The following is a 25,116-nucleotide window of genomic DNA, read 5'->3' on the forward strand; positions in this document are numbered from 1 at the left end:
ACGAAACCACCGGGCGGTGATCCACGCCATGACCGCCGCGCCTGTGGAGCCGGAGAAAACTGAGCGAAATTCCCACCCCGTTCGGTCAGACTGCTCGGTATGCAGATCCACCAGGTCATGCCGGACGACTGGGCGCTCTGGCGCGACGTCCGCCTGGAAGCGCTGGCCAGCGACCCCGACGGGTTCGGCTCGACGCTGGTCCGCGAGCAGGCGTTCACCGAGGACGACTGGCGGGAGTCCGTCGAGCGCGGCCTGAAGTTCGTGGCGCTCGCCCCGGAACCCGCCGGGCTGGTCGGGGCGGACTCCAAGCCGACCGGCCTGGAGCTGTACTCGATGTGGGTGCGGTCCTCGCACCGCGGGCGCGGCGTCGGGGAGGCGCTGGTGAACGCCGTGCTGGCGAAGGCGGCCGAAGAGGGCTGGAAGGTCGTGCGGCTGCGCGTGTACGACGACAACGAACCGGCCCGGCGCCTCTACAAGCGGCTCGGGTTCGTCGACGCCGACGAGCCGGAGCACATGGAGTTCGTGGTGAGCTAATCGGTCACCCTTCACGGTCATGGCCAGCTCTCACGCGCGGGCCTAGCGTGGTGCCATGAGCGAAGCCTTGATCTTCGACGCGGTGCGCACGCCGCGCGGCAAGGGGAAGCGGGGGTCGCTGCACAGCGTCAAGCCCGTCGAGCTGGCCGCCGGTGTGCTGCGCGCGCTGTCCGAACGCAACTCCCTCGACACCTCCGCGGTGGACGACGTCGTGCTCGGCGTGGTGTCCCCGCTCGGTGAGCAGGGCGGCGACATCGCCCGGACCGCGGTGCTGGCCGCCGGGTGGGACCAGCGTCCCGCCGGGGTGCAGCTCAACCGCTTCTGCGCGTCCGGCCTGGAATCCGTGAACCTCGCCGCGGCCAAGGTCGCGTCCGGGTTCGAGGACCTGGTGGTCGCGGGCGGCGTCGAGTCGATGTCGCGCGTGCCGATGGGCTCCGACGGCGGCGCGTGGGCGATCGACCCGCAGACGAACTTCGACCTGTCGTTCGTGCCGCAGGGCGTCTCGGCCGACCTGATCGCGACGCTGGAGGGCTTCTCCCGCACGGACGTCGACGCGTGGGCCGCCCGGTCGCACGCCCGCGCGTTCGAGGCGCAGAAGAACGGCTGGTTCGAGCGGTCCGTCGTGCCGGTCGTCGACCAGAACGGCACGGTGGTGCTCAAGGAGGACGAGACGATCCGTCCCGAGTCCACCGTGGAGTCGCTCGGCAGGCTCAAGCCGAGCTTCCAGTTCCACGGCGACCTCGGCTACGACACCGTCGCGATCGACCGCTACCCCACCGTCGAGCGCATCTCCCACGTGCACACGCCGGGCAACTCGTCGCAGATCGTCGACGGCGCCGCGGCGATGCTGATCGGTTCCCCGGCCGCCGGCCAGTCCCTCGGCCTGACGCCACGCGCCCGGATCGTCTCCGTCGCCGTCGTGGGCACCGAGCCGACGATCATGCTCACCGGCCCCGCGCCGTCCGCCCGCAAGGCGCTGGACAAGGCGGGGCTCTCGGTCGAGGACATCGACCTGTTCGAGGTCAACGAGGCGTTCTCGTCGGTCGTGCTGAAGTTCCTGCGGGACATGGACATCCCCGAGGACAAGGTCAACGTCAACGGCGGCGCGATCGCGCTGGGCCACCCGCTCGGCGCCACCGGCTGCATGATCCTGGGCACGCTGCTCGACGAGCTGGAACGCCGGGACCTGCGCCGGGGCCTCGCCACGTTGTGCGTGGGCGGCGGCATGGGTATCGCGACGATCATCGAGAGGGTCTGAGGCATGCCCTTCCACTACGACAAAGACTCCGACGGCATCGTCACCCTGACGATGGACATGTCCGGTTCCGCCAACGTCATGAACGACGAGTACCGCGAGCTGATGGGCGACGCGGTCTCGAAGCTCGAAGGTGACGAGATCACCGGCGTGATCATCACGTCCGCCAAGAAGACCTTCTTCGCGGGCGGCGACCTGAACGTGCTGATCGCGATCACGCCCGAGAACGCCTCGCAGGCGCTGGAAGGCGTCGAGGAGCTCAAGTCCCAGTTGCGGCGGCTGGAGAAGCTCGGCAAGCCGGTCGTGGCGGCGATCAACGGGACCGCGCTCGGTGGCGGGTTCGAGATCGCCCTCGCCTCACACCGCCGGATCGTGTTGAACGACAACAAGATCCGAGTCGGCCTGCCCGAGGCGACGCTGGGCCTGCTGCCCGGCGGCGGTGGCGTCACGCGCATGGTGCGGTTGCTCGGCGTGCAGAAGGCGTTGCCGTTGCTCATGGAGGGCAAGCAGCTGCGGCCGGAACGCGCGCTGCAGGCCGGAATCGTGCACCAGGTCGTGGAGACGCGCGAGGAGCTGATCTCCGAGGCCCGCGCGTGGATCAAGGCGAACCCGGCGCCGACGCAGCCGTGGGACGTGCAGGGCGCGGGCGTGCCGGACCTGAAGTTCGGTGACCCCAACAGCTACGGGCTCCTGGCGGCGGCCCCGGCCGTGCTGAGCAAGAAGTCGCACGGCGTCTACCCGGCGCCGGAGAAGATCATGGCGACGGCCGTCGAGGGCGCCTACGTCGACTTCGACACGGCCCTGCAGATCGAGGGCCGCTACTTCGTGGAACTGGCCTCCGGTCAGGTCTCCAAGAACATGATCACCGCGTTCTGGTTCAACCTCAACGAGGTCAACGGCCGCGCGTCCGCCACCGGCAAGCGCGTGGCCAAGCTCGGTGTGCTGGGCGCGGGCATGATGGGCGCCGGAATCGCCGAGGTGTCCGCGAAGGCGGGCATCGAGGTGGTGCTGAAGGACGTCAGCCTCGAAGGCGCCCAGAAGGGCGCTCAGGGCCTGGAAGGCATCACGCCGACCGACTCGGACGACGACCTCGCGGGCTGCGACCTGATCATCGAGGCCGTCTTCGAGAACCGCGAGCTGAAGAACAAGGTCCTCCCCGCGGCCGAGTCGAAGGCGTTGCCGGACGCGGTGATCGCGTCCAACACCTCGACGCTGCCGATCACCGGCCTCGCGTCCGCGGTGACGGCGCCGGAGCGGTTCATCGGCCTGCACTTCTTCTCGCCCGTGCCGAAGATGCGGCTGGTGGAGATCATCCGCGGCGAGAAGACGTCCGAGGAGACCCTCCAGCGCGCGCTGGACTACGTGCGGCAGATCGGGAAGACGCCGATCGTGGTCAACGACTCGCGCGGCTTCTACACCTCGCGGACGTTCGGCACGTACGTGATCGAGGCGATCACGATGCTGGCCGAGGGCGTGGCGCCGGCGTTGATCGAGAACGTCGCCAAGAAGTCCGGCATGGCCGTCGGCCCGCTGGCGGTGTCGGACGAGGTGACGCTGTCGCTGCAGCTCAAGATCCACGACCAGACGCTCGCCGACGACCCGTCGCTGGTGTCGGAGAGCCCGGCCTACGACCTCATCCGCGAGCTGGTCTCGTTGGGGCGCAGCGGGAAGTCGACCGGTGCGGGCTTCTACGAGTACCCCGAGGGCGGCAGGAAGTTCCTGTGGCCCGAGCTCACGACCCGGTACGCGAAGGCCGACGCGGGTGTGTCCGAACAGGACGTGCGTGACCGGCTGCTGTTCGTGCAGTCGCTGGAAACGGTGCGGTGCCTGGACGAGGGCGTGCTGACGTCCGTGGCGGACGCGAACATCGGCTCGATCTTCGGGTTCGGCTTCGCACCGTGGAGCGGCGGCACGCTGCAGTTCGTCAACTCCTACGGCGTGCAGGCGTTCGTGGAGCGCGCGGACTACCTCGCCGACACGTACGGGGAGCGGTTCCGTCCGCCCGCCTCGCTGCGGGAGCGCGACAGGTTCTGACGTTTTGGCCAGGTTTTGGAGTGCTTGCGGCCGTCCTCCGGGCGGCCGCATTCTCGTTTCATGAAAAAGTTGTTCACGACTCTGGTGTCGGCCGCGGCCGTGATGCTCGCGCTCGCGGGTCCGGCCTCGATCGACTCGTTGCTGCCCACCACCGACACGGTCGCGGGCTGGGAATGGTGAGTCAGGCGCGGTAGGAGCCGGGTGAGGACCCGGTCCACCGCTTGAAGGCCCGGTGGAAGGCGCTCGCCTCGGAGAACCCGAGGCGCAGCGCCAGTTCCTCGACCGACTCCCCGCCCCGCACGAGCGAGGCCACCGCCTGGTCGCGCAGCAACTGCTCCCGCACCTCGCGGAACGACGTGCCCTCCCCCGCCAGCCTGCGCCGCAACGTCGGCGCCGACACCCCGAGCTGAGCCGCGACGGCCTCCAGCCCGGTCACCCCGCGCCCGAGCAACCGCCGCACGTGCCCGGCCGTGTCCGCGCCGTGGTCCCGGCGCGACAACAACTCCGCCGGCGAGTGCCGCAGGAACCGCTTCAGCGCCGCCTCGTCCTGCACGACGGGCATCCGCAGGAACTTAGGGTCGAACGCGATCGTGGTGGCGTCCGCCCCGAACCGCAGCGGGCAACCGAAGATCAGGTGGTACTCGGCGGCGTGCGCGGGTTCGGGATAACCGAACTCGGCGCGCTGCAACGGGATGCGGCGGCCGATGAGCCACGACGAGAAGCGGTGCCACAGCACGAGCAGCGACTCGGTCAGGAAGTGGTCCGGGTCGCCGGGGATGTGCAACGTGAAGCGGCCGTCGTCGAGAGAGAGTTCCAGCGGTTCGTCGAAGAGCGCGTAGAAGGCGAGCCCTCTCTTGAGCGCCGCTTCGAGATCCGGGCAGTGCACGGCGAGAAGGCACATCATCGCGAAAGTGCCGCGCTTGGACGGCCGCGGCCCGAAGCCCATGAACTCGTCGTCGAGGACTTCCCAAAGCGTCTGGATGAACTTCGTGTACTGAGCGGGCGTGACGCGCGCACGGTCGTCCGCGAGAAGACTGGGAGGAATGCCCGCACCGAGCAGGACGACAGACGGCTCCGAGCACGCGCGGAGCGCCGCACGCACGTAATGGATGGCCACGGTCCTGGTGTGCACAAACCACAGTAAACGCCACCGGCGGTGACGCGGCTCCGGGGAGAGTTGGAGCCGCGTCACCGCCGCAGTGGGCCCACCCAGTGAGCCGTACTCCTCGCCAACGGGGCTTCCGCACGCCCGTCGGCAAGGGACGATGTGGTGTTCGTTCACGTTAACGTTATGTGGTCTAGACCAGGAAAGTCAACAGCGAAAGAAAACTGCCGGTTCTTGATGTTTCAGGCTTGTTCCAGTGGCGCTACGGCGAAGCCCGCACTGAACCTCTGGCACCAGATCACGACACTCCGAATGGCGGACACGTCAACGCCGGCGGGAATTTCGTACACCTGATCGCCACGGTTTCCCTTCAGCTTGCCGAGACTGGTGAATCCCTCACCAAACGTTTTCTCGGACGAGCTCGACACGTGCGGAGACAGGTAAACGTACAGGTCAGGGCCATCACTGGTGTCCAAAGCAGCAAACTGGACCGAATGCGCGCCACCCGGCAACCTGACGAGGCTCGCCTTACCCGTCGTCGCATGCTCAAGAGAGCGCCACTGCCCCATCGCCACCTCCTTGGCCGTTTCGACGGGCGCCTCGGCGGAGGTCGAGACAGGCGCCGTCACGGACGCGGTGGGCACGAGCAACGCCTCGTGCGTTTCGCGAACCGTGAGCAGCCGCCACGGCTGGAACAGGTACAACCCGACCCCGAGCGCGACGACCAGGAAAACTGAGACGGGAATCAGGAATCGGCGAAGGCGCATACCGAAAATACTGGCCCAAACCGGACCGAAAAGAGCTTACGGAGTTGTTAGGGTGCTCAGCCGTGGCGACCCAGGCGAGGATCGGCCAGGCCGTGCTCGGCGTCCTGATGGTCGGCTGCGCGCTGACGGGCCTGTTCCCCAGACCGGTGCCACTCCTGTTCGCCATCGCAGCAGTAGGCACGGCCAACGCCGCGTTCCCCCTCATGCGCACGTTCGGCTCAGCACTCCTGGGCGGCGTGGCAGCGGCCTCGATCGCCCTCTCCTCGGTCCCGTTCGTCACGTGTTCCACGGAACGCTTCACCGAGGTGTTCACCTGCTCGGGTGACGCTCCGACGTGGCATCTGACGGGAACAGTGCTGGTGGCAGGCCTTTCCGGGGCCAGTTTGGTACTCGCCCGCATCACAGTTCAGTGACGGCGATCACTCAACCGGGGCCATCAAGGAGCCGATAAGGCATCCAGGTGAGCGTTCTCCTGCGACCGGCCCAGCCGATACGCTGCCGAAGAGCGTGATCGCCCGACTTCACACCGTGAGCATCAAGGAGGACAGCCGTGCGCGCACTGTGGGCGGCAGGCGGTTCCGCCGTGCTCGGGTCAGCGTTGCTCGGCGTGCTGGTGGGCATGGCGATCCACGGAGCGGCGGGCGAAGACCCGTTGAGCAGAACACCCGCATCCACCTGGATCACCTCCACCCCAAGCACCCCGCCGAGCTCAACGGAGAGCTCAACCGCGAACAGCAGCAGCGCGCCATCAAGCTCCAGCAGCGAGACCCCGAGCACGCAGCAGCCACAAAAGACCACCACCCCACCCCCAGCGGCACCAAACCCGGCGCAACCCCCACCCCCACCGGCGGAAACGACGACACCGGCGCCATCCTCGTCAGGCTGGCCGTGCAGCCCGCTGAACCCACTGCCGCCAGCAACCTGCAAAACCATGGGCAGCTAAGCGAGGCACAAACGCACGCGATGCCGAAGGCGAGCAGTCAAGTCCTCGTCTTTCGCAGAAGCTAGGGGCGGTGGGGTCCCATCACGAGTCGCGCCACAGCTCTTGCTGCATGCCTGAAGGGGTGTCAACTCGACGCGCTTTTTGTCGAGTTGACACCCCTTCAGGCATGTGGCCCGCTCTTGGTGTGACTCGTGATGGGACCCCACCGCCGACGCCACCCTCTAAGCAACCGGCGGCCGCCCAAAGCAACAGGCGTGCCATCTACCTACGGGCGGCGTGGACCCCCTGATCAGATTGCCGGGGGTCTGGGGGCAGAGCCCCCAGGGGACGCACACAACGCAAGGTCGCCGCCCGCAAGGTGACCACCCACAAGGTCGCGGAACGCAAGGCGACCACCCGCCAAGTCGCGGATCCCAAGGTGACCACCCGCCAGGTCAGCCACCCGGCAAGGTCAGCCACCCCACAAGCCTCAAGCAGACTCGCGCCGCACCAAAACGGTAGGCAACATCTGCTGCTTCCTCTTCACAGTCTCATCCCGAAGCAACCGGACAAGGTGCTCAACCATCACCTTGACCTGCTCATCAGAATCCTGCCGAACCGAAGTCAACGGCGGCGAAGTGTGCTCGGCAATGGCCACATGATCGTCAAACCCGACCACCGCGACATCCTCAGGCACGCGCCGCCCAGCCTCCTGCAACGTCTCCAACGCCCCAGCGGCCATCAAATCCGAAGCCACGAACACAGCATCCAAAGCAGGAACCCGAGCCAGCAGCGCGGACATCGCCTTCCGCCCACCCTCGCGGGTGAACCCACCGTCCTCGGTCAACCGAGCGGCCCCCTTGTCGTCCAACGACAAGGCAGACCGGAACCCGTTCAACCGATCTATGGCGGACAGTTCGTCCAAAGGCCCGGAAACGTGGACGATCTTCCGGCGCCCGAGGGACTTCAGGTGCTCGGTCGCCAGAACCGCGCCGCCCTCGTTGTCGTTGTCGACGAGGTGCATCCCCCGCAACGACCCCCAGGGCTTGCCGGCGTACACCACCGGCAGCGGCAGCTTCTTCACGACCGAGACCAGCTCGTCGTTGCGGTGCGGCGCGAACACCAGGGCACCGTCGACGTGACCGCCGGCCAGGAACCGGTGTGCACGGGCCTGGTCGTCAGGCGAGTGCACGAGCATCAGGACCATCTGCACGTCGACGTCGGCCAGTGCCCGTGCCCCCGCACGGATCAGGCGCGCGAAGTGCGGGTCGTCGAAGATCTTGGGCTCGGGCTCGGAGAACAGCACGGCCACGGCGCCGGTGCGGCGGGTGACCAACGCCCGCGCGGCGCGGTTGGGCTGGTAGCCCAGGGCCGAGACCGCGGCGTTGACCGCTTCCAGCGCTTCAGGGCTGACGCGCGGTGACGCGTTCAGCACTCGTGACGCTGTGGCGCGGGAAACCCCTGCCCTCGCGGCAACGTCTTCCAACGTCGGACGCGCGTGGTTGGACACGAGCACCACCACTCCTCGATGAAAACCTTTGATCCGCTAAGCAGCTTAGCCCCAAAGGATCTCCGAGGTAGGTTTCCGCGCTGTTCATCGTGTTTTTTCGACAACGTCGTCCATGGCCGGTGTCGTCGCCGCACGCCCGCGGGGCTTGATCGAAACACGGAGCAGACCGTCCTCCCGGCGTGTCGTGACGGCGAGGCCGGCGCGGGTAGCCGTGCGCACCAGGGCGGTCTCGGAGGGCAGGCACCACGCGACGAGTTCCGTGAAGCCGGCGGCGCGGGCGTCCGCGGCCAGCGCGCCGAGCAGGGCCGAGCCGACTCCCCGGCGTTGCCAGGCGTCCTCGACCAACAGCGAGACCTCGGCGCAGTCCGGTGTGCCGGTGTGGATGAGCTGACCGAGTGCCACGACCTGGTCGCCGCACTGGCCGAGGACCGTGGTGCCGCGCGGCGGCTCGAGCAGGCGGTGCAGCCAGCGGCGGGGCACGGTGCGCATGCCCGAGTGGTAGCGGTTGAACATCGTCCTCATCGAACAGCGGGAGTGCAGGCCCGCGACGGCGTCCTCGTCCGACGATGAACCGGGGCGCAGCACCAAGGCCACACCGTCGTCGCTGAGCATCGCCCGCATCGACGGTGCCGGAGCCTGCACCAGGTCGAGCAACGCCTGCGCGCGCGTCAGTTCGACCTGGGTGAAGGGAGCCCAGCCGCGCCGGGCGACCCACTCTCCCACCTGGGCCTGCCCGTCCACGGCCTCGCCGGGCGTCACCGAGTCCGCGGCCAGCACCTGGCGGAGCGCGTCGGCGGTCTGCTCGGGATCGGCGAGCGCCGTGCGGGCGGCGCGCAGCACGGCCGTCGGCGCGTCGACGAGGTCCCTCATGTCCGCGAGCGTGATCCTGACGCGTTTGCCGCCCTCGCAGCGCACGGCGTCGACGAGGTCAGCGGGCAGCACTCCCTCGCCTGCCCGCACGACGATCTCGTCCAGCACCCCGCCGGGCACGGGCATCACGTGCAGCGCGAGGACGTTGCAGTCGGCGGCGGCCAGCCGGACGGTGACGCGGGCGAGCGCGCCGGGGCTGTCGCTGAGTTCGAAGCGCAAGCGCCAGGTCGTCGTCATGCCGTCAAGAGTTCATGGAAGTTGTTGCCGCGAGACGAACCACGGGTAAAACGCTCGTCATAGGGTCGCCCGATGAGGAGAACACTGGCCGTAGGCCTCACTTTGCTCACCGTCACTGCCTTCACCTCGCCCGCAGCGTCCCAGGCAGACGGCCAGAAGGCCCCCAGGCGGGCCACGCTGACGAACTTCGCCTTCCTCCCGGCGGAGACCTACCTCCCCGGCAGCGAACCGAGCGGCGCGGCACTGGGGACCGCCCCGATCAACGGGGTCACGCCGCCGTTCGCGGACCAGCCGATCCAGGGCTTCAGCGGCCTCGTCCGCAACAGCGACGGCACGTTCGACGCCATCTCCGACAACGGCTACGGCACCAAGGCCAACAGCGCGGACTTCCTGCTGCGCATCCACCGCATCGCCCCGGACTTCGCGAAGAACACGGTCGACGTGCTCGGCGGCGTCACGCTCACCGACCCGAACGGCCACATCCCGTTCCCGCTGACCAGGCCGGACCGGGTGATCACCGGTGCGGACATCGACGTCGAGTCGGTGACCAGGGGCGCCGACGGCACCTACTGGATGGGCGACGAGTTCGGCCCGTACCTCCTGCACTTCGACCGCACCGGCCGCCTGATGGCACCGCCGGTCCCGCTGCCGGGCGTGCGCGCTCCCGAGAACCCCGCCGGCAACCCGAACCTGGGCGGCAGCAAGGGCTTCGAGGGCCTCACGCTCTCGCCGGACGGCAAGAAGATCAACGCGCTGCTCGAGGGCACCGTCGCCGGTGACACCCCGGGAACCCTGCGCCTCAACGAGTTCGACATCGCGTCCAACTCGTTCACCGGCACGACCTGGCGCTACCAGTTGGACGACCCGAACTTCGCCATCGGTGACGCCATCGCGGTCGACGACAACCGGCTGCTCATCATCGAACGGGACAGCGCCCAGGGCGCCGACGCGATCGTCAAGCGCGTCCACCTCGCCGACAAGCGTGACAGGAACAAGGACGGCAAGCTCGACAAGACCGTCGTCGCCGACCTGCTGAACCTCGCCAACCCGAAGCACGTCGGCGGCCAGGCGGATCCGTTCAAGTTCCCGTTCGTGACGATCGAGGACGTCACGATCCTCGACGACCGCACGATCGCGGTGCTCAACGACAACAACTTCCCGTCGTCGTCGGGCCGCACGCCGGGCAAGCCGGACAACAACGAGTTCATCACCATCAGGCTCGCGGACAACCTGCACGCCGACCCGAGGGTCCTCCGCCGGCGCTGAGACAAGAGAGCGCTCTCACCTGAGGACACGAGTATCCGCAGGTGAGAGCGCTCAAGGCCCCCTCGGCCCGTCTCTGGACTAAACGGTGTAACCGTGCGCGGGAAGCCCGTTCTGCCCGATGATCCGGGACAACGTGGCCGCGCTCTCCTTGACCGTGCGCGCCTGCGTCTCGAAGTCGACGTGCACGATTCCGAACCGCTGCGAGTACCCGGCGGCCCACTCGAAGTTGTCGAGCAGCGACCACGCCAGGTAGCCGCGGATGTCGGCGCCTTCGGAGATCGCCCTGTGCACCGCGCGGACGTGGTCCACCAGGTACTTCGTCCGCGCGACGTCGTGCACCCGGCCCGAAGCGTCCACCACGTCCGGGAACGCGGACCCGTTCTCGGTGACCACCAGCGGAATCCCGTCCACGTCACGGGACAGGCGCACCAGCAGTTCGGTGAACGCGTCGGCGTTCTGCTCCCACCCGAACCCGGTGAGCTCGCCCTGCGGCGGCTGCAACGCGACCCCGCGCAGGCCCGCGTGCGGACCGGCCGCCACGAAGTCGGGGTCGGCGGGCGCGACGCGGGTCGGGTTGTAGTAGTTCACGCCGATCCAGTCGATCGGGGTCGCGATGGTCTCCATGTCCCCGTCGCGGACCACGTTCGTCCAGTCGCCCAGCCACGTCGTGTCCTGCAGGACGTCGAGCGGGTAGCCCTTGCCGAGGATCGGGTCGAGCAGGATGCGGTTCTGCAGGCCGTCGACCTTGCGGACGGCCTCCTTCGACGCCTCCGAGTCGCTGTCGCCCCAGATGGTGCTGAAGTTCAGCACGATCGAGAGGCGGTGCGTGTCGGGTGCCTGCGCGCGCAACGCCTGGGTGGCGAGCCCGTGGGCCAGCAGCAGGTGGTGCGCCGCCTCCAGGGACGCCACCGCGTCGGTGATGCCCGGCGCGTGGATCCCGTTGCCGTAGCCCAGGAACGCCGAGACCCACGGCTCGTTCAGCGTCGTCCAGGCCTGCACCCGGTCGCCGAGGCGTTCGTGCACGATGGCGGCGTACTCGGCGAAGCGGTACGCCGTGTCGCGGTTGCGCCAGCCGCCGAAGTCCTCCAGGACCTGCGGCAGGTCCCAGTGGTACAGCGTGGCGAGCGGCTGGATGTCCTTCTCCAGCAACGAGTCGACCAGCCGGTCGTAGAACGCGAGCCCGCGCTCCTCGACCTGGCCGCTGCCGCTCGGCTGGATCCGGGGCCATGCGATGGAGAACCGGTAGGACGCCAGCCCGAGGGACTTCATCAGGTCGACGTCGGAGGAGTACCGGTGGTAGTGGTCGCAGGCCGGGTCGCCCGTGTCTCCGGCGAGCACCTTGCCGGGCGTCCCGGCGAACGTGTCCCAGATCGAGGGGCCTCGACCGTCCACAGTGGTCGATCCTTCGATCTGGAACGCCGCGGTGGCGGCCCCCCACAGGAAGTCCGGCGGGAAGGTCAGCACCTCCCGCCCGACCTCGACGTCCGAGTCGGTCGTCATACATTCACATCCTTGTGGCTTGATCCCTGCTGAGGGTTATCCCTTTAGGGCGCCCTGCATGATGCCGCCGACGATCTGGCGCGACAGCAGGACGAAGATCGCGATCACCGGCAGCACCGCGATGGAGGCGCCGGCGAGCATCAACGAGTAGTCGGTGTAGTAGCCGCTGGCCAGCGTCGACAGGGCGACCTGCACAGTGGGGCTGTCGTTGGGGTCCAGCACGATCAACGGCCAGAAGAAGTCGTTCCAGGCCGTCATGAACGTGAACATGCCGAGCACCGCCGCCTGCGGGCGCACCGCGGGGAACCCGACGTGCCAGAACGACCGCAGCACCGAGCAGCCGTCGACGCGCGAGGCCTCGATCAGCTCGTACGGCACGGTCTCCTCGCACGCCTGGCGCATCCAGAACACCGCGAACGACCCGATCAGCACCGGCACGATGACCGCCTGCAGCGTCCCGTACCAGTCGAGGTCGGACATCAGCATGTACAGCGGGATCACGCCGAGCTGCGTCGGCACCATCGCCGTGCCGAGCACGACGAGGAACAACGAGTCGCGGCCCTTGAACCGCAGCCGCGCGAACGCGAACCCGGCGAGCGTCCCCAGCACGACGTTGGAGATCGCCACGCTCGACGCCACGATGAACGAGTTCTGCATGGCGAGCCAGAAGTCGACGGTGTCGAAGACCCGCGTGACGTTCTCGACCAGGTTGCCGCCGGGAACCAGCGGCGGGACCTTCTCACCGAGGACGGAGTTGTCCTTGGACGCGACGATGAACGAGTAGTACAGCGGGAAGATCGACGCGGCGAGCACGGCGACCAGGAACCCGTAGAGCAGCGGCCCTGCCTTGGCGTTCTTCACGCGATCACCCCTTGCCCGCGATGCGGCGCGTCAGCGTGAAGTTGACGACCGCGACGATCAGGACGACCACGAACAGCATCCACGCGACGGTGGCCGCGTAGCCGGCGTCGAACAACCGGAAGCCCTTCTCGTACATGTAGAGCACCAGCGTCTGGAACTGCCGGTCGGAGCCGCCCGTCGAGTTGTTGGCGGCGAACCCGGGGTCGAACAGCGCCGGTTCCGCGAACAGCTGCAGACCACCGATCGTCGAGGTGACGACGGTGAACAGGATCGTGGGACGGATCGAGGGCACGGTGATCGACCAGAACATGCGCCAGCGCCCGGCACCGTCCAAAGTGGCCGACTCGTACATGTCCTTGGGCACGGACTGCATGGCCGCCAGGTACAGCAGCGCGTTGTAGCCCGTCCAGCGCCACATGACCATCGTGGACACCGCGAGGTGCGAGGCCCAGGTCTCGGCACGCCAGTCGATCGGGTCGATGCCGACGAACCCGAGCAGGAAGTTCACGATGCCGAAGTCGCGGCCGAAGAACTGCGCGAACACCAGCGCCACCGCGGCGACCGAGATGACGTTGGGCAGCAGCACACCCGCGCGCCAGAACGCACTGCCGCGCAGGCCCCGGTCGAGCAGCGCGGCGAGACCGAGCGCGGCCAGCAGCTGCGGCACGGTCGAGAGCACGAACAGGCTCAGCGTGTTGAACAGCGCGTTCCAGAACTTGGCGTCACCGAAGAGCTCGACGTAGTTGGCGAGACCGACGAATCCCTGGTTGCCGTCGATCAGCTGCCAGTCGTGCAGCGACACCCACGCCGTGTAGACCAACGGGTAGAGCCCGAAGATCCCGAACACGAGGAAGAACGGCGCGATGATCAGGTACGGCGTGTACTTGGCGTCCCAGTTGCTCAGCCTGAAGCGCTTCGGCGGTGGAATGGAAGGCGAAACCGAGGCGGCCGGAGCCACCTCGGTCTCTGGACGAGTCACCGTCACTTGGCGGCGTCCGTCGCTTCCTTCAGGGCCTGCGTCCACGCGTCAGCCGCGGACTGCTTGCCCTGCTCCACACGGGTCAGCGCGGTGCCGAACACCGGTCCGACCTTCGAGTCCTTCGTGCCGCGGTAGGTCGGCTTCAGCGACTCCGCCGAGGTCGCGAAGATCTGGCCCACCGGAGCCTTGTTGAAGTACTCGTTGACGGTCGCCTGCACCTCGGCGTCCTGGTAGACCTTCGGCTGCGACGGCAGGTTGCCCGTCTCCTTGAAGATCCGCTTCTGCTGCTCGGGGGCCGTGAGCCACTTGGCGAGCTCGTAGGCCTCCTTCGGGTGCTTGCCCTGCTTCGGGACGGCGAGGAACGAGCCACCCCAGTTGCCGCCACCGCCGGGCGCCGTCGTCACGTCCCACTTCCCGGCAGCCGCGTCACCGGCACCCGCCTTGATCAGCGCGAGCGCCCAGGCCGGGCACGTGGTGGTGGCGAACGAACCCTGCTTCAGCGCGACGTTCCAGTCCTGGCTGAACGGCTCGAGGGCACCGGTCTGTCCCTTGGTGCCGAGCGCCGCCGCCTGGTCGAACGCCGTCTTGACCTTGTCGTTCTTCTCCGCGATGTACGAGTCGTCCTTCGCGAAGTAGCCCTCCTCGGTCTGGTCGAGGATCGCCTTGTAGACGTTGCGGCCGGTGTCGACGAACTTCACGTTCGGCGTCTTGGCCGCGAACTGGTCGGCGACCTTCGCGTAGTCGGCCCAGGTCGGCCACAACTTGGCGACCTCGGCCCGGTCCGTCGGCAGGCCAGCCGCCGCGAACAGGTCGGCGCGGTAGCAGAGACCCAGGCTGCCCATGTCCGTGCCCAGCCCCAGCACGAACTCACCGCCGTCGGCGGTGCCCTGGTTCCACTTCCACCCGGCCCACTGGTCCTTCAGGTCCTTCGCGCCGTACTCCGCCAGGTTGACGAACTTGTCCTTGGAGGCGCGGAACTGCGAGACCACGCCTTCCTCGAGGGCGACGATGTCCGCGGCACCACGGCCACCCGCGAGCTGCGTCGCGAGCTGCGTGTTGTGCTGCTCCATCTTGACCTTGCGCTGCTCGATCTTGATGTTCGAGTGCGAGGCCATGTACTCCTCGATGAGCTTGTCGTACCCGAAGTCGGAGAACAGACCCAGCGACAGCTCGATCTTGCCGTCGGCCCCGGAACTCCCGCCGCATCCAGCGACCAGAACCATCGCGAGGGTCGCAGCGACGCTGCCGACCAGTCTTGTGCTCATCCGTCCTCCTCGACGACGCCGTGAGCGGCGCTTAACTGTGATGAGAGCGCTCTCACACTCAACCGGTGACGCGCGGGTGTCAAGCGGTCGACATCGTTCCGTAACTTTGTGGAGGCAGGCAACAAAAACCTGGACCGGAACGCCGAACGTGTCAGCCGGGGCGGTCGGCGGACCCCCGGGAACGACGAAGAGGGACGACCGGGCCCTCGCTCCGGTCGTCCCTCACCCCAGGTAGAGAGGGTTGCGGGCCAAAAGTGACGCGTGCCGTCCAAAGTTTTTTCGCGAGATCACGATCGGGGCACGCGGAGGCGGTGGCGGAGCGCGCGTTCATGCAGGTGAACAACAAACCGGTCCGGCACGCGCAGCGGAGGCCCGGTGCCCCGACGGCACCGGACCTCCACCGATCCCCCGGTCGTGCGGCCCCTGTTTCCGCACTCCCGAACCCGCCCGGCCGTGGCCCCCGACAGCGAGGCCGGGCGGGGTGTTCCGCGAGGTTCGCTACGCCTCCGCCATGCCCGCGACCACGGAGTTCTTCGCCGCACGACGGGCCGGCAGGGCTGCCGCGACGATCGCCGCGACCACGGCCAGGCCGAGCATGATGCCGATCTGTCCGAACGGGATGGAGAAGCTGATCGTGAACTCCGAGTTGGAGATCGCCTCGACCAGCAGCCACCCGAACCCGGCGCCGAGCAGCACACCCACGACCGCGCCGATCAGTGCCATCAGAATCGATTCGACCACCAGCATCTGCCGCAGCTGGCCCCTCGTCAGGCCCAGTGCCCGCAGCAGGGCGGACTCGCGGGTCCGCTCCAGCACCGAGAGCGTCAGCGTGTTCGCGATGCCGAACAGGGCGATGATCAGCGCCAGGCCGACGAGGGCCCAGATGAACATCAGGATCTGGTCGATCTGCGCGTTCAGCTCCGCCTTGGTCTCGGCCGCGGAGTCCAACACCGCCACCGGGGAGGTCGCGATGAACCGTTCCAGGTCGGCGCGGGCCTGCGTGATGTCCGTGCCGGGGGCCAGCTTGACCAGGATGTTCTGGTAACCCTTCGCGGGCTCCTTGACCAGGGACTCCGCGGTCTTGAGCGTCACGATGCCGGTGCCGTAGCTGTTGTCCTTGATCAGCGCGACGACCTTGAGGTCCTTGCCGCTGATCGGGACGGTGGAGCCGAGGGAGACACCCGCCTGCTTCGCCTCCTTCTCCCGCATGGCGATCTCGCCGTCCTTGAGACCGGTGAGCGTGCCGCCGGCGAGCTCGGGACGCACCAGGGATCCGAGCGCCTCGGTCGGGTAGCCGGTGACGTCGGCGTACTCGAGCTTCGGCGACTCGCCGAAGGCCCTGAGCTCGGGGGCGATCTGCGCGACGTTCTTGACCTTCGCGAGCTCGTCGGTGAACTTCTGCGAGAGCGGCTGGCTGTAGACGTTCGACTTGACCGCGTAGTCGGCCGGGAACCTCTTGTCGACCTGCTCGTTCATGGTCGCGCGGCCGCTGCCGGCCACGACCGTCACCATGGCGACGATGGTCACGCCGATCATCAACGCGGCCGTGGTCGCGGCCGTGCGCTTCGGGTTGCGGCCCGCGTTGGCCGAGGCCAGCTTCGCCGGGACACCGCGCAGCGCCTTGCCGAACAACCGGTTCACCAGCGGCACGTAGAGCGGGCCGAGGAGCAGCACCGCGAGCAGCAGCACCATCGTGGCACCACCGGTGATGAACATCGCCGGCTCTTCCTTCTCCTGCTGGAGTCCGAAGTAGACGGCGGCGCCACCGACGAGCGCGATCAGTGCCGCGGCGACGATCCGGACCTTGCCGGTGCGGGCGACGTCGTCGGAGCTGTCCGGCTGCGAGCGCAGCGCGGCCACGGGGGCGACGCGGGTGGCACGACGGGCCGGCAGCACGGCGGACAGCACCGTCACGACCACACCGACACCGAAGCCGGCGGCGATGGTCACCCACGAGATCGGCAGGCGGATCGGGGCGTCCTCGCCACCGGGGCCACCGACCGTGCTGATGAACGCCTGCAGGCCGGCCGAGACGCCGATCCCGCCGAGGAGTCCGAGCACCGATGCCGCGAGGCCCATGAAGAGCGCCTCGGCGAGCACGCTGCGGAACACCTGGGAGCGGTTCGCGCCGACGCAGCGCAGCAGCGCGAGTTCCTTGGTGCGCTGGGCGACGAGGATCGTGAAGGTGTTGTAGATGACCATGCCCGCGACGATGAGCGAGATCGCGGCGAACGCGAGCAGAAAGGTCTTGATCTCCCCCGCGGCGTCACCGACCTGGGCGAGCGTGGCCTTGGTCAGCTCCTCACCGGTCTGCACCTGGTAGCCGGAGCCGATGGCCTTGGTGATGTCGGCGACGAGCTGCTGCTGCGTCACACCGGGCTTGGCGACCGCGACGATCTCGTAGATCCGCTGGTCCGGGATGACCGTGCGCAGGCCCTCCGGCGAGACGACGACGTGGTCGCTGCCGGACATCGAGATGCTGCTGGCGCCCTGCTGGTAAGTGCCGACGATGGTGAACGCGTGCTCGGCGTTGTCCTTGTCGAGCAGCTTCAGCTTGTCGCCGACCTTGAGCTTCGCGATCTGCGCGGTCTTGACGTCGATCGCGGCCTCGTCGGCCTTGACCGGGAACTTGCCGTCCTTGAGGTTGAAGTCGCGCAGCTTCTCCGTCGTCGGCAGCGGCTGCACCAACGCGTCGCGCGCCTTGCCTTCCCCGCTGAGCAACGCGGCGCTGCCGAACTCCCGCGAGTCCGCGCCCTCGACACCGGGGGTGTTGCGGATCTTCTGCAGGAAGTCGGCGGGGATGCCGTCCTCCCGGTTGGGGCTGTTCTCCGCCGTGTGCACGGCCGCGTCGACGTTGCGGGCGCTGCGGGCGAAGTTGTCCCTGGTCTGCTCCCCGACCGCGTCGCCGAGCACGAGCGTGCCCGTCACGAACGCGACGCCGAGGGCGATGGCGATGCTGGACAGCACCAGCCTCGCCGTACGGGCTCGGAGGCCCGCGAGGATCGTCTTCAGCATCGGTAGCTCACGCCCCCAGGTGCGTGAGGGCGTTGACGACGGACTCGGTGGTGGGCTGGTGGATCTCGCCCGCGAGCCGGCCGTCGGCGAGCAGCACCACGCGGTCCGCGTAGCTCGCGGCCACCGGGTCGTGCGTCACCATGATCACGGTCTGGCCCATCTTGCGGACCGACATGCGCAGGAAGTCGAGGACCTCGGCGCCGCTGCGCGAGTCCAGGTTGCCGGTCGGCTCGTCGGCGAAGATGACCTCGGGACGGGCGACCAGGGCACGGGCACACGCCACGCGCTGCTGCTGGCCACCGGAGAGCTCGGTCGGGCGGTGCGTGAGCCGGTCGCGCAGGCCCAGCACGTTGACGATCGTGTCGAACCATTCCTTGTCGGGCTTGCGACCGGCGAGCTCCAGGCCCAGCAGGATGTTCTGCTCGGCGGTCAGCGTCGGCAGCAGGTTGAACGCCTGGAACACGAAGCCGACGCGGTCGCGGCGCAGCTTGGTCAGGTCCTTGTCGTTCAGCTTGGTGATCTCGGTCTGTCCGATGTGGATCGCGCCACCGTCCACCGTGTCCAGTCCCGCGAGGCAGTGCATCAGCGTGGACTTGCCGGAGCCGGACGGGCCCATGATCGCGGTGAAACGGCCGGCCTGGAAGGCGACGCTCACGCCGTCGAGCGCCCGCACCGCGGTGTCACCCTTGCCGTAGACCTTCACCAGGTTGTGGGCCGCCGCGGCGGTCCGGGTGCCGACCTCGGACACCAGTGCAGACATAGCGCTTGCCTTCCTCACAGGGGACGTTCCTTGATGAGGAAGAAGCTATTTCGACGGTCCGTGCGCGGACATCAACTCCGCGACGCGTTGCGCGTCAGCCTGAGGTATGACAACCGCGGCTATTCCAGCAGACCCCGGTCGTACGCGATCGCCACGGCCTCCGCACGCCGGGAGGCCCCCAGCTTCGCCATGATCCGGGAAAGGTGCACGGACACGGTCTTCTCGCTGATGTAGAGCTCCTCGCCGACCTCGCGGTTCGTCCGTCCCGAGGCCACCAGGCCGAGCACGTCCCGTTCGCGCGGGGTGAAGAGGTCGACCCGCTCGCGCACCGGTTCGTCGGCCCTGAGGGTGATGCGGGCCCGCTTGGCGCACGACGCGACGGCCTCGGCCAGCGGCACGGCCTTGAGCCTCGTCGCCACCTCGTCGGCCTGCCTGAGCTGGTCGGCGGCCTCGTCGCGGCGGTCCGCGCCCAGCAACGCCTCCGCGAGCCGCCACCGGCACAGGGCCTGCTCGAACACGACGCCGTACGCGAACTCGTCGACGGCGGCCTGCCACAGCCCCGGGTCGCCCGCGCCGGTCAGCCTGGACTCCTCGGCCAGCGCACGGGCGAGCCACGCGCGTCCCTCCGGGCCGAGGACCCCGGCCCGCGGCTTGCCGTTCCGCGCGGTCAGCCGGACGTGTTCGGCCAGCTCATGACCGGCCTGGACGGCGTCGGCCTCCGCCTTGGCGTCTCGCTTGCGACGGGCCTTCGCGGCGATCTCCGCGTGCGCCGCGATGCCGATCGCGCCGATCCGGATGCCCGCGAGCATCCACGGGCCGCCGAGCTTGCGCGCCCACGCCAGCGCGTCCGTGACCCGCTCCACGGCCAGTTCCGGACGGCCGCGCCACAACGCCAGTTCGGCGCCGGTACCGCCGTTGATCAGGGCGATCTGGATGTCGCGGTGCCAGTCGCTGCGCAGCTTCGTGATCATCCGCTCGGACTCGGCCAGGTCGCCGCGCGAGACCGTGAGGTGCGTGCTCGCCGACGCCAGCCGCGCCAGCACCGTCGACGACACCGACATGCCGGGCGGTTCGCTGGCCCACGCCGCGTAGTCCCAGTCGCCGATGTAGTAGTGCACGAGCACCTGGAGGATGCGGATCTCCAGCCCGTACATGCTCCAGGTCAGGCCGGTCTCCTTCGCCCGGTTCCCCGCGAGGGTGTAGACGCGCGCCGCCTCGGCCAGATCGCCGCGGTCGTAGTGCATCATTCCGTAGTAGTACCAAGCCCTCAGCTCGTTGTTGAACGCTCCGACCTCGCGCGCGCACTCGATGGCGCGCTCGAAGCTGGCCTTGGCCTCGGCCGGTTCGCCCGCGTGGTCGTCGAGGATCGCCAGCGTGCCCAGGCCGTCCGCGACCGCACCCGGCGCGTTCGCCGTCTGCCCGTTCGCGATCGCCAGCTCAGCTGCTTCGCGTGCCTCGGCGTCCTTGCGTTCCTGGCGCAGGGAGGAAGCCTTGCCCGCGAACACCCTGGCCCGCGTGGGGCTGGGTTCGCGGTCACGCACGAGCTGGAGTGCCTTCGCCAGCACCAGGTAGTGCTCTTCCTCGTTGCCGTCGAGGATCGAGAGCGCCTGCGAGAGCCGCAACCAGATCTCCGCGGCCTCCTCCGGCGTCTGCTCGGCGCTGATGGCCTTGGTGGCACTGCGGGCGAACGCGACCGCGCGTTCCGGCTGCCCGGCCGTGCCCGCGACCCAGGACGCGCGCCGCAGCAGCACCGACTCGTCCACATCGGACGGACGGTCCGCCTTCGGCACCGCGTTCCACAGGTTGAGCGCCTTTTCCAGGTACCGCAACGACTCCGCGGGCGCACCGGCGCGTTCAGCCTCTTTCGACGCGATGATCGAGGCGTTCAACGCCTGCGGCAGGTCGTGGCTTTCGAACGCGTGGTGGGCCAGCGCCGCCGCGGCACCGCGCTCCTCCAGCCGCTGAGCCAGGTGGTGGGCGTACGCGGCGTGCAGCCGCACCCGTTCGCCGGGAAGCAGGTCTCCGTAAACGGCTTCGCGGACCAGGGCGTGGCGGAACGTGTAGACCTCGTCGTCGCCCACGACGAGCAGGTGGTGCTGGACCAGTTCGCGCAACGCCGTGTCGAACGCGAGGTCCGCCATGCCCGCGACCTCGTGCAGCCGGTAGTGCCGGACGCGGCGTCCCCAGGCCGACGCGACGCGAACGGCGTGCTGCGCCTCGGGACTGAGGCTCTCGACCCGGCTGAGCAGCACGTCGGCGAGCGCGGACGGCAACGACCTGGCGTCGTCACAGGTGGCCACCGCGATGAGTTCCTCGGCGAAGAAGGCGTTGCCCTCGGAGCGTTCCGCGACCTGCTGGAGGACGTCCTGCGGCAGGTCGTCGGACAGCGCCTCGACGAACCGGCGGGCGTCCGCGGCGTTGAACGGCGTGAGGTCCATGCGGTCGACGGCGGGCAGCCGGACCAGCTCGGACAGCAAGGGGCGCAACGGATGGCTGCGGTGCAGGTCGTCCGCGCGGTAGGTGGCGACGACCAGCAGGCGCTGGGAACGCAGGCGGGACAACAGGAACGACAGCAGGTACCGGGTGGACGCGTCCGCCCAGTGCAGGTCCTCGACCACGAACAGCACGCGCTGCCGTTCGGAGAGATCACCCAGCAACCCGAGCACGGCGTCGAACAGCTGGAGCTGCCCCACGTCCTGCTCGGGCCTGCGGCCTGGGATCAGGCTCGGCGCGATCATGCCCTCGGTCCCGGGCTCGCGTTCGGCCGGCAACGCCAGCTGCGGCAGCAACATCGCGAGCGCGGGCCGGTTCAGCACGTCGGTCTTGAGCTTGCCCAGCGCCTCGGCGAACGGCAGGTACGGCAGGCCGGTCTCGCCGGCGTCGAGACACCGTCCCATGAGGACGAGGGTGTCGTCGGCGCTGGCGGCCAGTTCGTCGATCAGCCGGGTCTTGCCCACTCCGGCGTCACCCGCGACCAGCACGGCTCCCGCGGCGCCCTCCCCGGCCTGAGCGAGGGCCGCACGCAACCGGTCGAGTTCCCGATCGCGTGCGACGAGCGGAATTCCGGAACCGAGGCGCGCCACAAGGGGCATGCTGTCACACGTCATGAGCCGGTGCTGCTGTGTTTTCCAGAGGTGCGGTGCATCACCCGGCTCAGCCACGACGGCATGTCGCGGTTGGCCCGGCGCCAGTTGCACACCGCGTTGCCACGTCGGTAGTCGATTTCCGCCTTGATCGCCTCAGGGGTCCATTCGTTCATGGTCATGAGGTTCGTCCTGAGGCCCTGCCTCAGGCATCGGGCGATCACGTGGTTCCACGCCCCGGAACCCTTACCCGGCGGCGGTGCGCGAGTCCCTTACCCGACCGTCACCGCACGCGCCCGTGCCAAGCGGGCCCGGACCCCGTCCGCTTCCGGCGCTCCCAGTTCCGTGAACAACGCCAGCGCCCGCTGCCAGTGCGCCGCCGCCCCCGCCGCGTTGAGCTTCTCGAACACCGCCGCAAGCCGGTCGTGCGCCAGCGCCTGGTGGTACGGCGAGACGGCATCGCACGCCACGGCCAACGCCGTACGCGCCGCAGACAACGCACCGTCCGTATCGCCGGTCTCCAGCAGAGCCGTGGAGATGTCGGTGTGGCAGGCCGCTTCCCCGCACTGCTCACCGACCTCGTGGTACATCCGCAACGCCACACGCAGCCACGGCATCGCGTCGTCGAAGCGCTGGGTGCTCAGGTACAGCAGGCCGAGGTGGTGGTGGGCGTTGGCCTCGGCCCACTTCGAGCCCGCGATCCGGGAGATCTCCATCGCCTCGCGGTAGTGCTCCTCGGCCTCGGCGGCACGGCCCAGGTCCTGCAGCGTGCCGGCGACCGTCGTCAGGGCACGGGCCTGCTGGTGCACGTCCTCCTTGCGGCGGGCCGTTTCCAGCGCGCCCTGCTGTGCCTGCAACGCCTCTTCGAAGCGTTCGAACTGGAGCAACGCGACACCCAGGTTGAACTGCATGACGAACCGGGCGTCGTCGTCGTTCAGCGCGATGGCGGCCTGGAGGGCGGCTTCGGTGAGGCGCAACGACGTCTCGCGCTCGGTCCGCAGCCACAGGTAGCGCGAGAGGGTGTACGGCAGCTGCCACGCGTGGACGTGCCAGCCCGCACCCGACGCGAGCTCGGCGGCGGCGATCAGGTTGGCGCGCTCGGCGTCGAACCAGGCCGTCGCGTCGGCGGCACCGGAGATCGCGGGCACGTGGGCGGGCCGGTGCTCCGGCGCGACCAGGACGCTGCCGCGGTTGATCGGCAGCAGGCCGTCGGCGAGGTCCGCGCAGTGCAGGTAGTAGTCGAGCATCCGGCTGGTGGCGGCCCTGCGTTCCGGTTCGGACAGCTCCCCCGCCAGCGTCTTGGTGTAGACGCGGACGATGTCGTGCGCGAAGTGCCGGCCGGGTTCGCTGACGGACAGCAGGTTCGCGGCCGTCAACGCGTCCAGGGCTCGTTGGGCCTCCAGCAACGCCACGTCGCCCATCGCCGCGACCACGTGCGGGGTGAGGTCCGCGCCGGGATGCAGGCCGACGATCGCGAGCAACCGCGAAGGCTCCGCGGGCAACGCACGGCGCGAGGCGTCCAGGGCAGCTCGTACGGTGCCCTCACCGTCCTCCAGACCGAGGGCGGCCAGCCGGCCCTGCTCGTCCTGGAGTTCCTCGACCAGTTCGGCCACGCGCAGACGTGGGGACACGGCGAGACGGGCGGCCGCGATCCGCAACGCGAGCGGCAGGCCGTCGCACAGCAGGGCCAGTTCACGCAGGGCACCGGCCTCGATGTCCGACCGGCCGGCGATGCGGCCCAGCACGTCGACAGCCGCCTCGGGGTCGAGCATGTCCAGCTCGATCAGCTTCGCCTCGACCTGCGCGACGAGTCCGACGAGCCGGCGCCGGGACGTCACGACGACGCACGAGGGCGCGCCCGGCAGCAGCGGTAAGAGGTCCGCCGAGCTGCGGACGTTGTCGAGCATCACCAGCATCCGGCGGTCGGCCAGCAACGTGCGCAGCAGGGCGGAGCGTTCGTCCACCGAGACGGGCGTGTCACCGGCCGGGACGCCCAGCGCGCGCAGGAACCGGTTGAGCACCTCGCCGATCTCCAGCGGCTCCCGGTTCGGGTCGTACCCGTGCACGTCGACGTAGAGCTGGCCGTCCGGGAACTCCTCGCGCACCCGGTGCGCCCAGTGCAGCGCCAGCGCGGTCTTGCCCACCCCCGCCGGGCCGGTCACGAGCATCACCGGGCCGTCGTGGCCGCGCAGCAACGCGTCCATGTACCCGAGCTCGACGTCCCGGCCGATCAACGCGACGGGCGCGCGCGGCAGCTGCGCGGGGATCGTCACCGGCGCGGGTTCGGACGCGACCTGCGGGTGCGACACGCGGACCGGCGCGCGTTCCGGTTCGGGACTGTCCCCCGCGAGCACGGCCTGGTGCACGCGGCGCAGCTCGGGACCCGGCTCGACACCGAGCTCCTCGATCAGCACGGCGCGGGCCTCGCGGTACGCGGCGAGCGCCTCGGCCTGCCGGCCCGCCTGGACCAGCGCGCGCATGAGCAGCCCGTGGCCGCGTTCGCGCAACGGGTGCTCGGCGACCATCGAACCCAGCTGGGAGAGGAGTTCCGGGCCCTGCCCGATCGCGAGACCGAGCTCGGCGCGTTCCTCCAGCACCGCGAGCCGCCGTTCGACGAGCCGGCCGCGTTCGACGTCGGAGAAGAGACCGGACACACCGCCCAGCGGCTCGGCGCGGGACAACGCCAGCGCGTCGTCCAGCTCGACCGCGGCTCCGGCCAGGTCACCGGCGGCGCGCATGCGGTTCGCGAGCAGCACTTGACGTTCGAACACGTCGAGGTCCAGGGCGCCGGGCTCGACGCGCATCAGGTACCCGTCGCCGACCGAGGTCAGCAGCTCGGCGGGAGCCCTCCGCGCACGGGTCGGCTCGAGCGCGCGACGCAGGCCGGCGACGTAGGTCTGCACCAGGTTGACGGCACTCGAGGGCACGTTGTCGCCCCAGACGGCCTCGATGATCTGCCCGCGACTGACCGGCGTGTTCCGCGCCAGCAGCAGGACCGCGAGCACGGCGCGTTGCTTCGCCGCACCGAGATCGACCTCTTGACCTGCGCGAACGACTCGGAGAAGGCCGAGAACCTCGAACCGAAGGGGTTCCTCGCCGTGCGTCACCGATCTGTCCTTCGCCTGTGGGCCACCTGGAGCTTGAAGATCACTT

19 protein-coding genes are annotated in these 25,116 nt (G+C 69.1%); 5 read left to right on the forward strand and 14 right to left on the reverse strand.

From position 1 onward, the window contains the following. Positions 1–99: 99 nt before the first annotated feature. The 3 genes from PV646_RS01145 to PV646_RS01155 are packed head-to-tail and all read left to right on the forward strand — an operon-like array spanning position 100 to position 3,823. Complete coding sequence (locus tag PV646_RS01145; protein ID WP_500339570.1) at positions 100–534, forward strand: GNAT family N-acetyltransferase; 435 nt, start codon at positions 100–102, stop codon at positions 532–534. Between the two features lie 55 nt (positions 535–589). Continuing rightward, on the forward strand, positions 590–1,792 hold the full coding sequence (locus PV646_RS01150) for an acetyl-CoA C-acetyltransferase (RefSeq protein WP_500339571.1): 1,203 nt from the start codon (positions 590–592) through the stop codon (positions 1,790–1,792). 3 nt (positions 1,793–1,795) lie between these two features. Continuing rightward, a complete protein-coding gene (locus PV646_RS01155) occupies positions 1,796–3,823 on the forward strand; it encodes a 3-hydroxyacyl-CoA dehydrogenase NAD-binding domain-containing protein (protein WP_500339572.1) in 2,028 nt (675 codons plus the stop codon). A gap of 181 nt (positions 3,824–4,004) precedes the next feature. Here the strand turns inward: PV646_RS01155 and PV646_RS01160 are convergent, their stop codons facing one another. Both PV646_RS01160 and PV646_RS01165 read right to left on the reverse strand, forming a co-directional pair. After that, positions 4,005–4,940 carry an AraC family transcriptional regulator gene (locus tag PV646_RS01160; protein WP_500339573.1) on the reverse strand — a complete coding sequence of 312 codons (936 nt, stop codon included), beginning with the start codon at positions 4,938–4,940 and terminating at the stop codon, positions 4,005–4,007. Positions 4,941–5,170: 230 nt separating this feature from the next. Continuing rightward, complete coding sequence (locus PV646_RS01165; protein ID WP_500339574.1) at positions 5,171–5,695, reverse strand: DM13 domain-containing protein; 525 nt, start codon at positions 5,693–5,695, stop codon at positions 5,171–5,173. A 62-nt stretch (positions 5,696–5,757) separates the two neighbouring features. Here PV646_RS01165 and PV646_RS01170 point away from each other — a divergent pair, with 62 nt between their 5' ends. Then, positions 5,758–6,108, forward strand: a complete 351-nt coding sequence (locus PV646_RS01170; RefSeq protein WP_191302757.1) for a hypothetical protein — start codon at positions 5,758–5,760, stop codon at positions 6,106–6,108. Positions 6,109–6,118: 10 nt separating this feature from the next. On the opposite strand, the gene PV646_RS01175 is transcribed toward PV646_RS01170, so the two are convergent. From PV646_RS01175 to PV646_RS01185, 3 genes are all read right to left on the reverse strand, one after another. Continuing rightward, positions 6,119–6,628: a hypothetical protein gene (locus PV646_RS01175; protein WP_500339575.1), complete on the reverse strand. Its 510-nt coding sequence runs from the start codon at positions 6,626–6,628 to the stop codon at positions 6,119–6,121. A gap of 479 nt (positions 6,629–7,107) precedes the next feature. After that, on the reverse strand, positions 7,108–8,139 hold the full coding sequence (locus PV646_RS01180; protein ID WP_500339576.1) for a LacI family DNA-binding transcriptional regulator: 1,032 nt from the start codon (positions 8,137–8,139) through the stop codon (positions 7,108–7,110). A gap of 72 nt (positions 8,140–8,211) precedes the next feature. Next, positions 8,212–9,234: a GNAT family N-acetyltransferase gene (locus PV646_RS01185; protein ID WP_500339577.1), complete on the reverse strand. Its 1,023-nt coding sequence runs from the start codon at positions 9,232–9,234 to the stop codon at positions 8,212–8,214. A 72-nt stretch (positions 9,235–9,306) separates the two neighbouring features. Here PV646_RS01185 and PV646_RS01190 point away from each other — a divergent pair, with 72 nt between their 5' ends. Continuing rightward, entirely contained in the window at positions 9,307–10,500 is a 1,194-nt protein-coding gene (locus tag PV646_RS01190; protein ID WP_500339578.1) for an esterase-like activity of phytase family protein, read from the forward strand. Between the two features lie 78 nt (positions 10,501–10,578). Here the strand turns inward: PV646_RS01190 and PV646_RS01195 are convergent, their stop codons facing one another. The 9 genes from PV646_RS01195 to PV646_RS01235 all read right to left on the reverse strand — a co-directional run bounded on the left by PV646_RS01195 (position 10,579) and on the right by PV646_RS01235 (position 25,070). Further along, positions 10,579–12,000, reverse strand: a complete 1,422-nt coding sequence (locus PV646_RS01195; protein ID WP_500339579.1) for a GH1 family beta-glucosidase — start codon at positions 11,998–12,000, stop codon at positions 10,579–10,581. A gap of 36 nt (positions 12,001–12,036) precedes the next feature. Next, positions 12,037–12,861 carry a carbohydrate ABC transporter permease gene (locus PV646_RS01200; protein ID WP_500339580.1) on the reverse strand — a complete coding sequence of 275 codons (825 nt, stop codon included), beginning with the start codon at positions 12,859–12,861 and terminating at the stop codon, positions 12,037–12,039. 4 nt (positions 12,862–12,865) lie between these two features. Beyond that, positions 12,866–13,846, reverse strand: a complete 981-nt coding sequence (locus PV646_RS01205) for a carbohydrate ABC transporter permease (protein WP_500339581.1) — start codon at positions 13,844–13,846, stop codon at positions 12,866–12,868. After that, positions 13,843–15,105, reverse strand: a complete 1,263-nt coding sequence (locus PV646_RS01210; RefSeq protein ID WP_500339582.1) for an ABC transporter substrate-binding protein — start codon at positions 15,103–15,105, stop codon at positions 13,843–13,845. The genes PV646_RS01205 and PV646_RS01210 overlap by 4 nt, the downstream gene beginning before the upstream one ends. A gap of 498 nt (positions 15,106–15,603) precedes the next feature. After that, positions 15,604–18,120, reverse strand: coding sequence for an ABC transporter permease (locus PV646_RS01215; protein ID WP_500339583.1), 2,517 nt, complete (start codon positions 18,118–18,120; stop codon positions 15,604–15,606). 7 nt (positions 18,121–18,127) lie between these two features. Then, complete coding sequence (locus tag PV646_RS01220; RefSeq protein WP_191302766.1) at positions 18,128–18,880, reverse strand: ABC transporter ATP-binding protein; 753 nt, start codon at positions 18,878–18,880, stop codon at positions 18,128–18,130. Between the two features lie 119 nt (positions 18,881–18,999). Next, a complete protein-coding gene (locus tag PV646_RS01225; protein WP_500339584.1) occupies positions 19,000–21,972 on the reverse strand; it encodes a helix-turn-helix transcriptional regulator in 2,973 nt (990 codons plus the stop codon). Positions 21,973–21,983: 11 nt separating this feature from the next. Next, complete coding sequence (locus PV646_RS01230; RefSeq protein ID WP_500339585.1) at positions 21,984–22,145, reverse strand: hypothetical protein; 162 nt, start codon at positions 22,143–22,145, stop codon at positions 21,984–21,986. 90 nt (positions 22,146–22,235) lie between these two features. Beyond that, a complete protein-coding gene (locus tag PV646_RS01235) occupies positions 22,236–25,070 on the reverse strand; it encodes an AfsR/SARP family transcriptional regulator (protein ID WP_500339586.1) in 2,835 nt (944 codons plus the stop codon). Between the last annotated feature and the right edge of the window lie 46 nt (positions 25,071–25,116).

Source organism: Streptomyces sp. ID05-26A, from assembly GCF_033794685.1.
Lineage (GTDB): Bacteria > Actinomycetota > Actinomycetes > Mycobacteriales > Pseudonocardiaceae > Lentzea.

Bases quoted from the DNA above. Each gene is read 5' to 3' on its own strand.
- PV646_RS01145 (WP_500339570.1), top strand. From the start codon at position 100: ATGCAGATCCACCAGGTCATGCCGGACGACTGGGCGCTCTGGCGCGAC.
- PV646_RS01150 (WP_500339571.1), top strand. From the start codon at position 590: ATGAGCGAAGCCTTGATCTTCGACGCGGTGCGCACGCCGCGCGGCAAG.
- PV646_RS01155 (WP_500339572.1), top strand. From the start codon at position 1,796: ATGCCCTTCCACTACGACAAAGACTCCGACGGCATCGTCACCCTGACG.
- PV646_RS01165 (WP_500339574.1), bottom strand. From the start codon at position 5,695: ATGCGCCTTCGCCGATTCCTGATTCCCGTCTCAGTTTTCCTGGTCGTC.
- PV646_RS01175 (WP_500339575.1), bottom strand. From the start codon at position 6,628: ATGGTTTTGCAGGTTGCTGGCGGCAGTGGGTTCAGCGGGCTGCACGGC.
- PV646_RS01185 (WP_500339577.1), bottom strand. From the start codon at position 9,234: ATGACGACGACCTGGCGCTTGCGCTTCGAACTCAGCGACAGCCCCGGC.
- PV646_RS01190 (WP_500339578.1), top strand. From the start codon at position 9,307: ATGAGGAGAACACTGGCCGTAGGCCTCACTTTGCTCACCGTCACTGCC.
- PV646_RS01195 (WP_500339579.1), bottom strand. From the start codon at position 12,000: ATGACGACCGACTCGGACGTCGAGGTCGGGCGGGAGGTGCTGACCTTC.
- PV646_RS01210 (WP_500339582.1), bottom strand. From the start codon at position 15,105: ATGAGCACAAGACTGGTCGGCAGCGTCGCTGCGACCCTCGCGATGGTT.
- PV646_RS01215 (WP_500339583.1), bottom strand. From the start codon at position 18,120: ATGCTGAAGACGATCCTCGCGGGCCTCCGAGCCCGTACGGCGAGGCTG.
- PV646_RS01220 (WP_191302766.1), bottom strand. From the start codon at position 18,880: ATGTCTGCACTGGTGTCCGAGGTCGGCACCCGGACCGCCGCGGCGGCC.
- PV646_RS01225 (WP_500339584.1), bottom strand. From the start codon at position 21,972: ATGCCCCTTGTGGCGCGCCTCGGTTCCGGAATTCCGCTCGTCGCACGC.
- PV646_RS01230 (WP_500339585.1), bottom strand. From the start codon at position 22,145: ATGACCATGAACGAATGGACCCCTGAGGCGATCAAGGCGGAAATCGAC.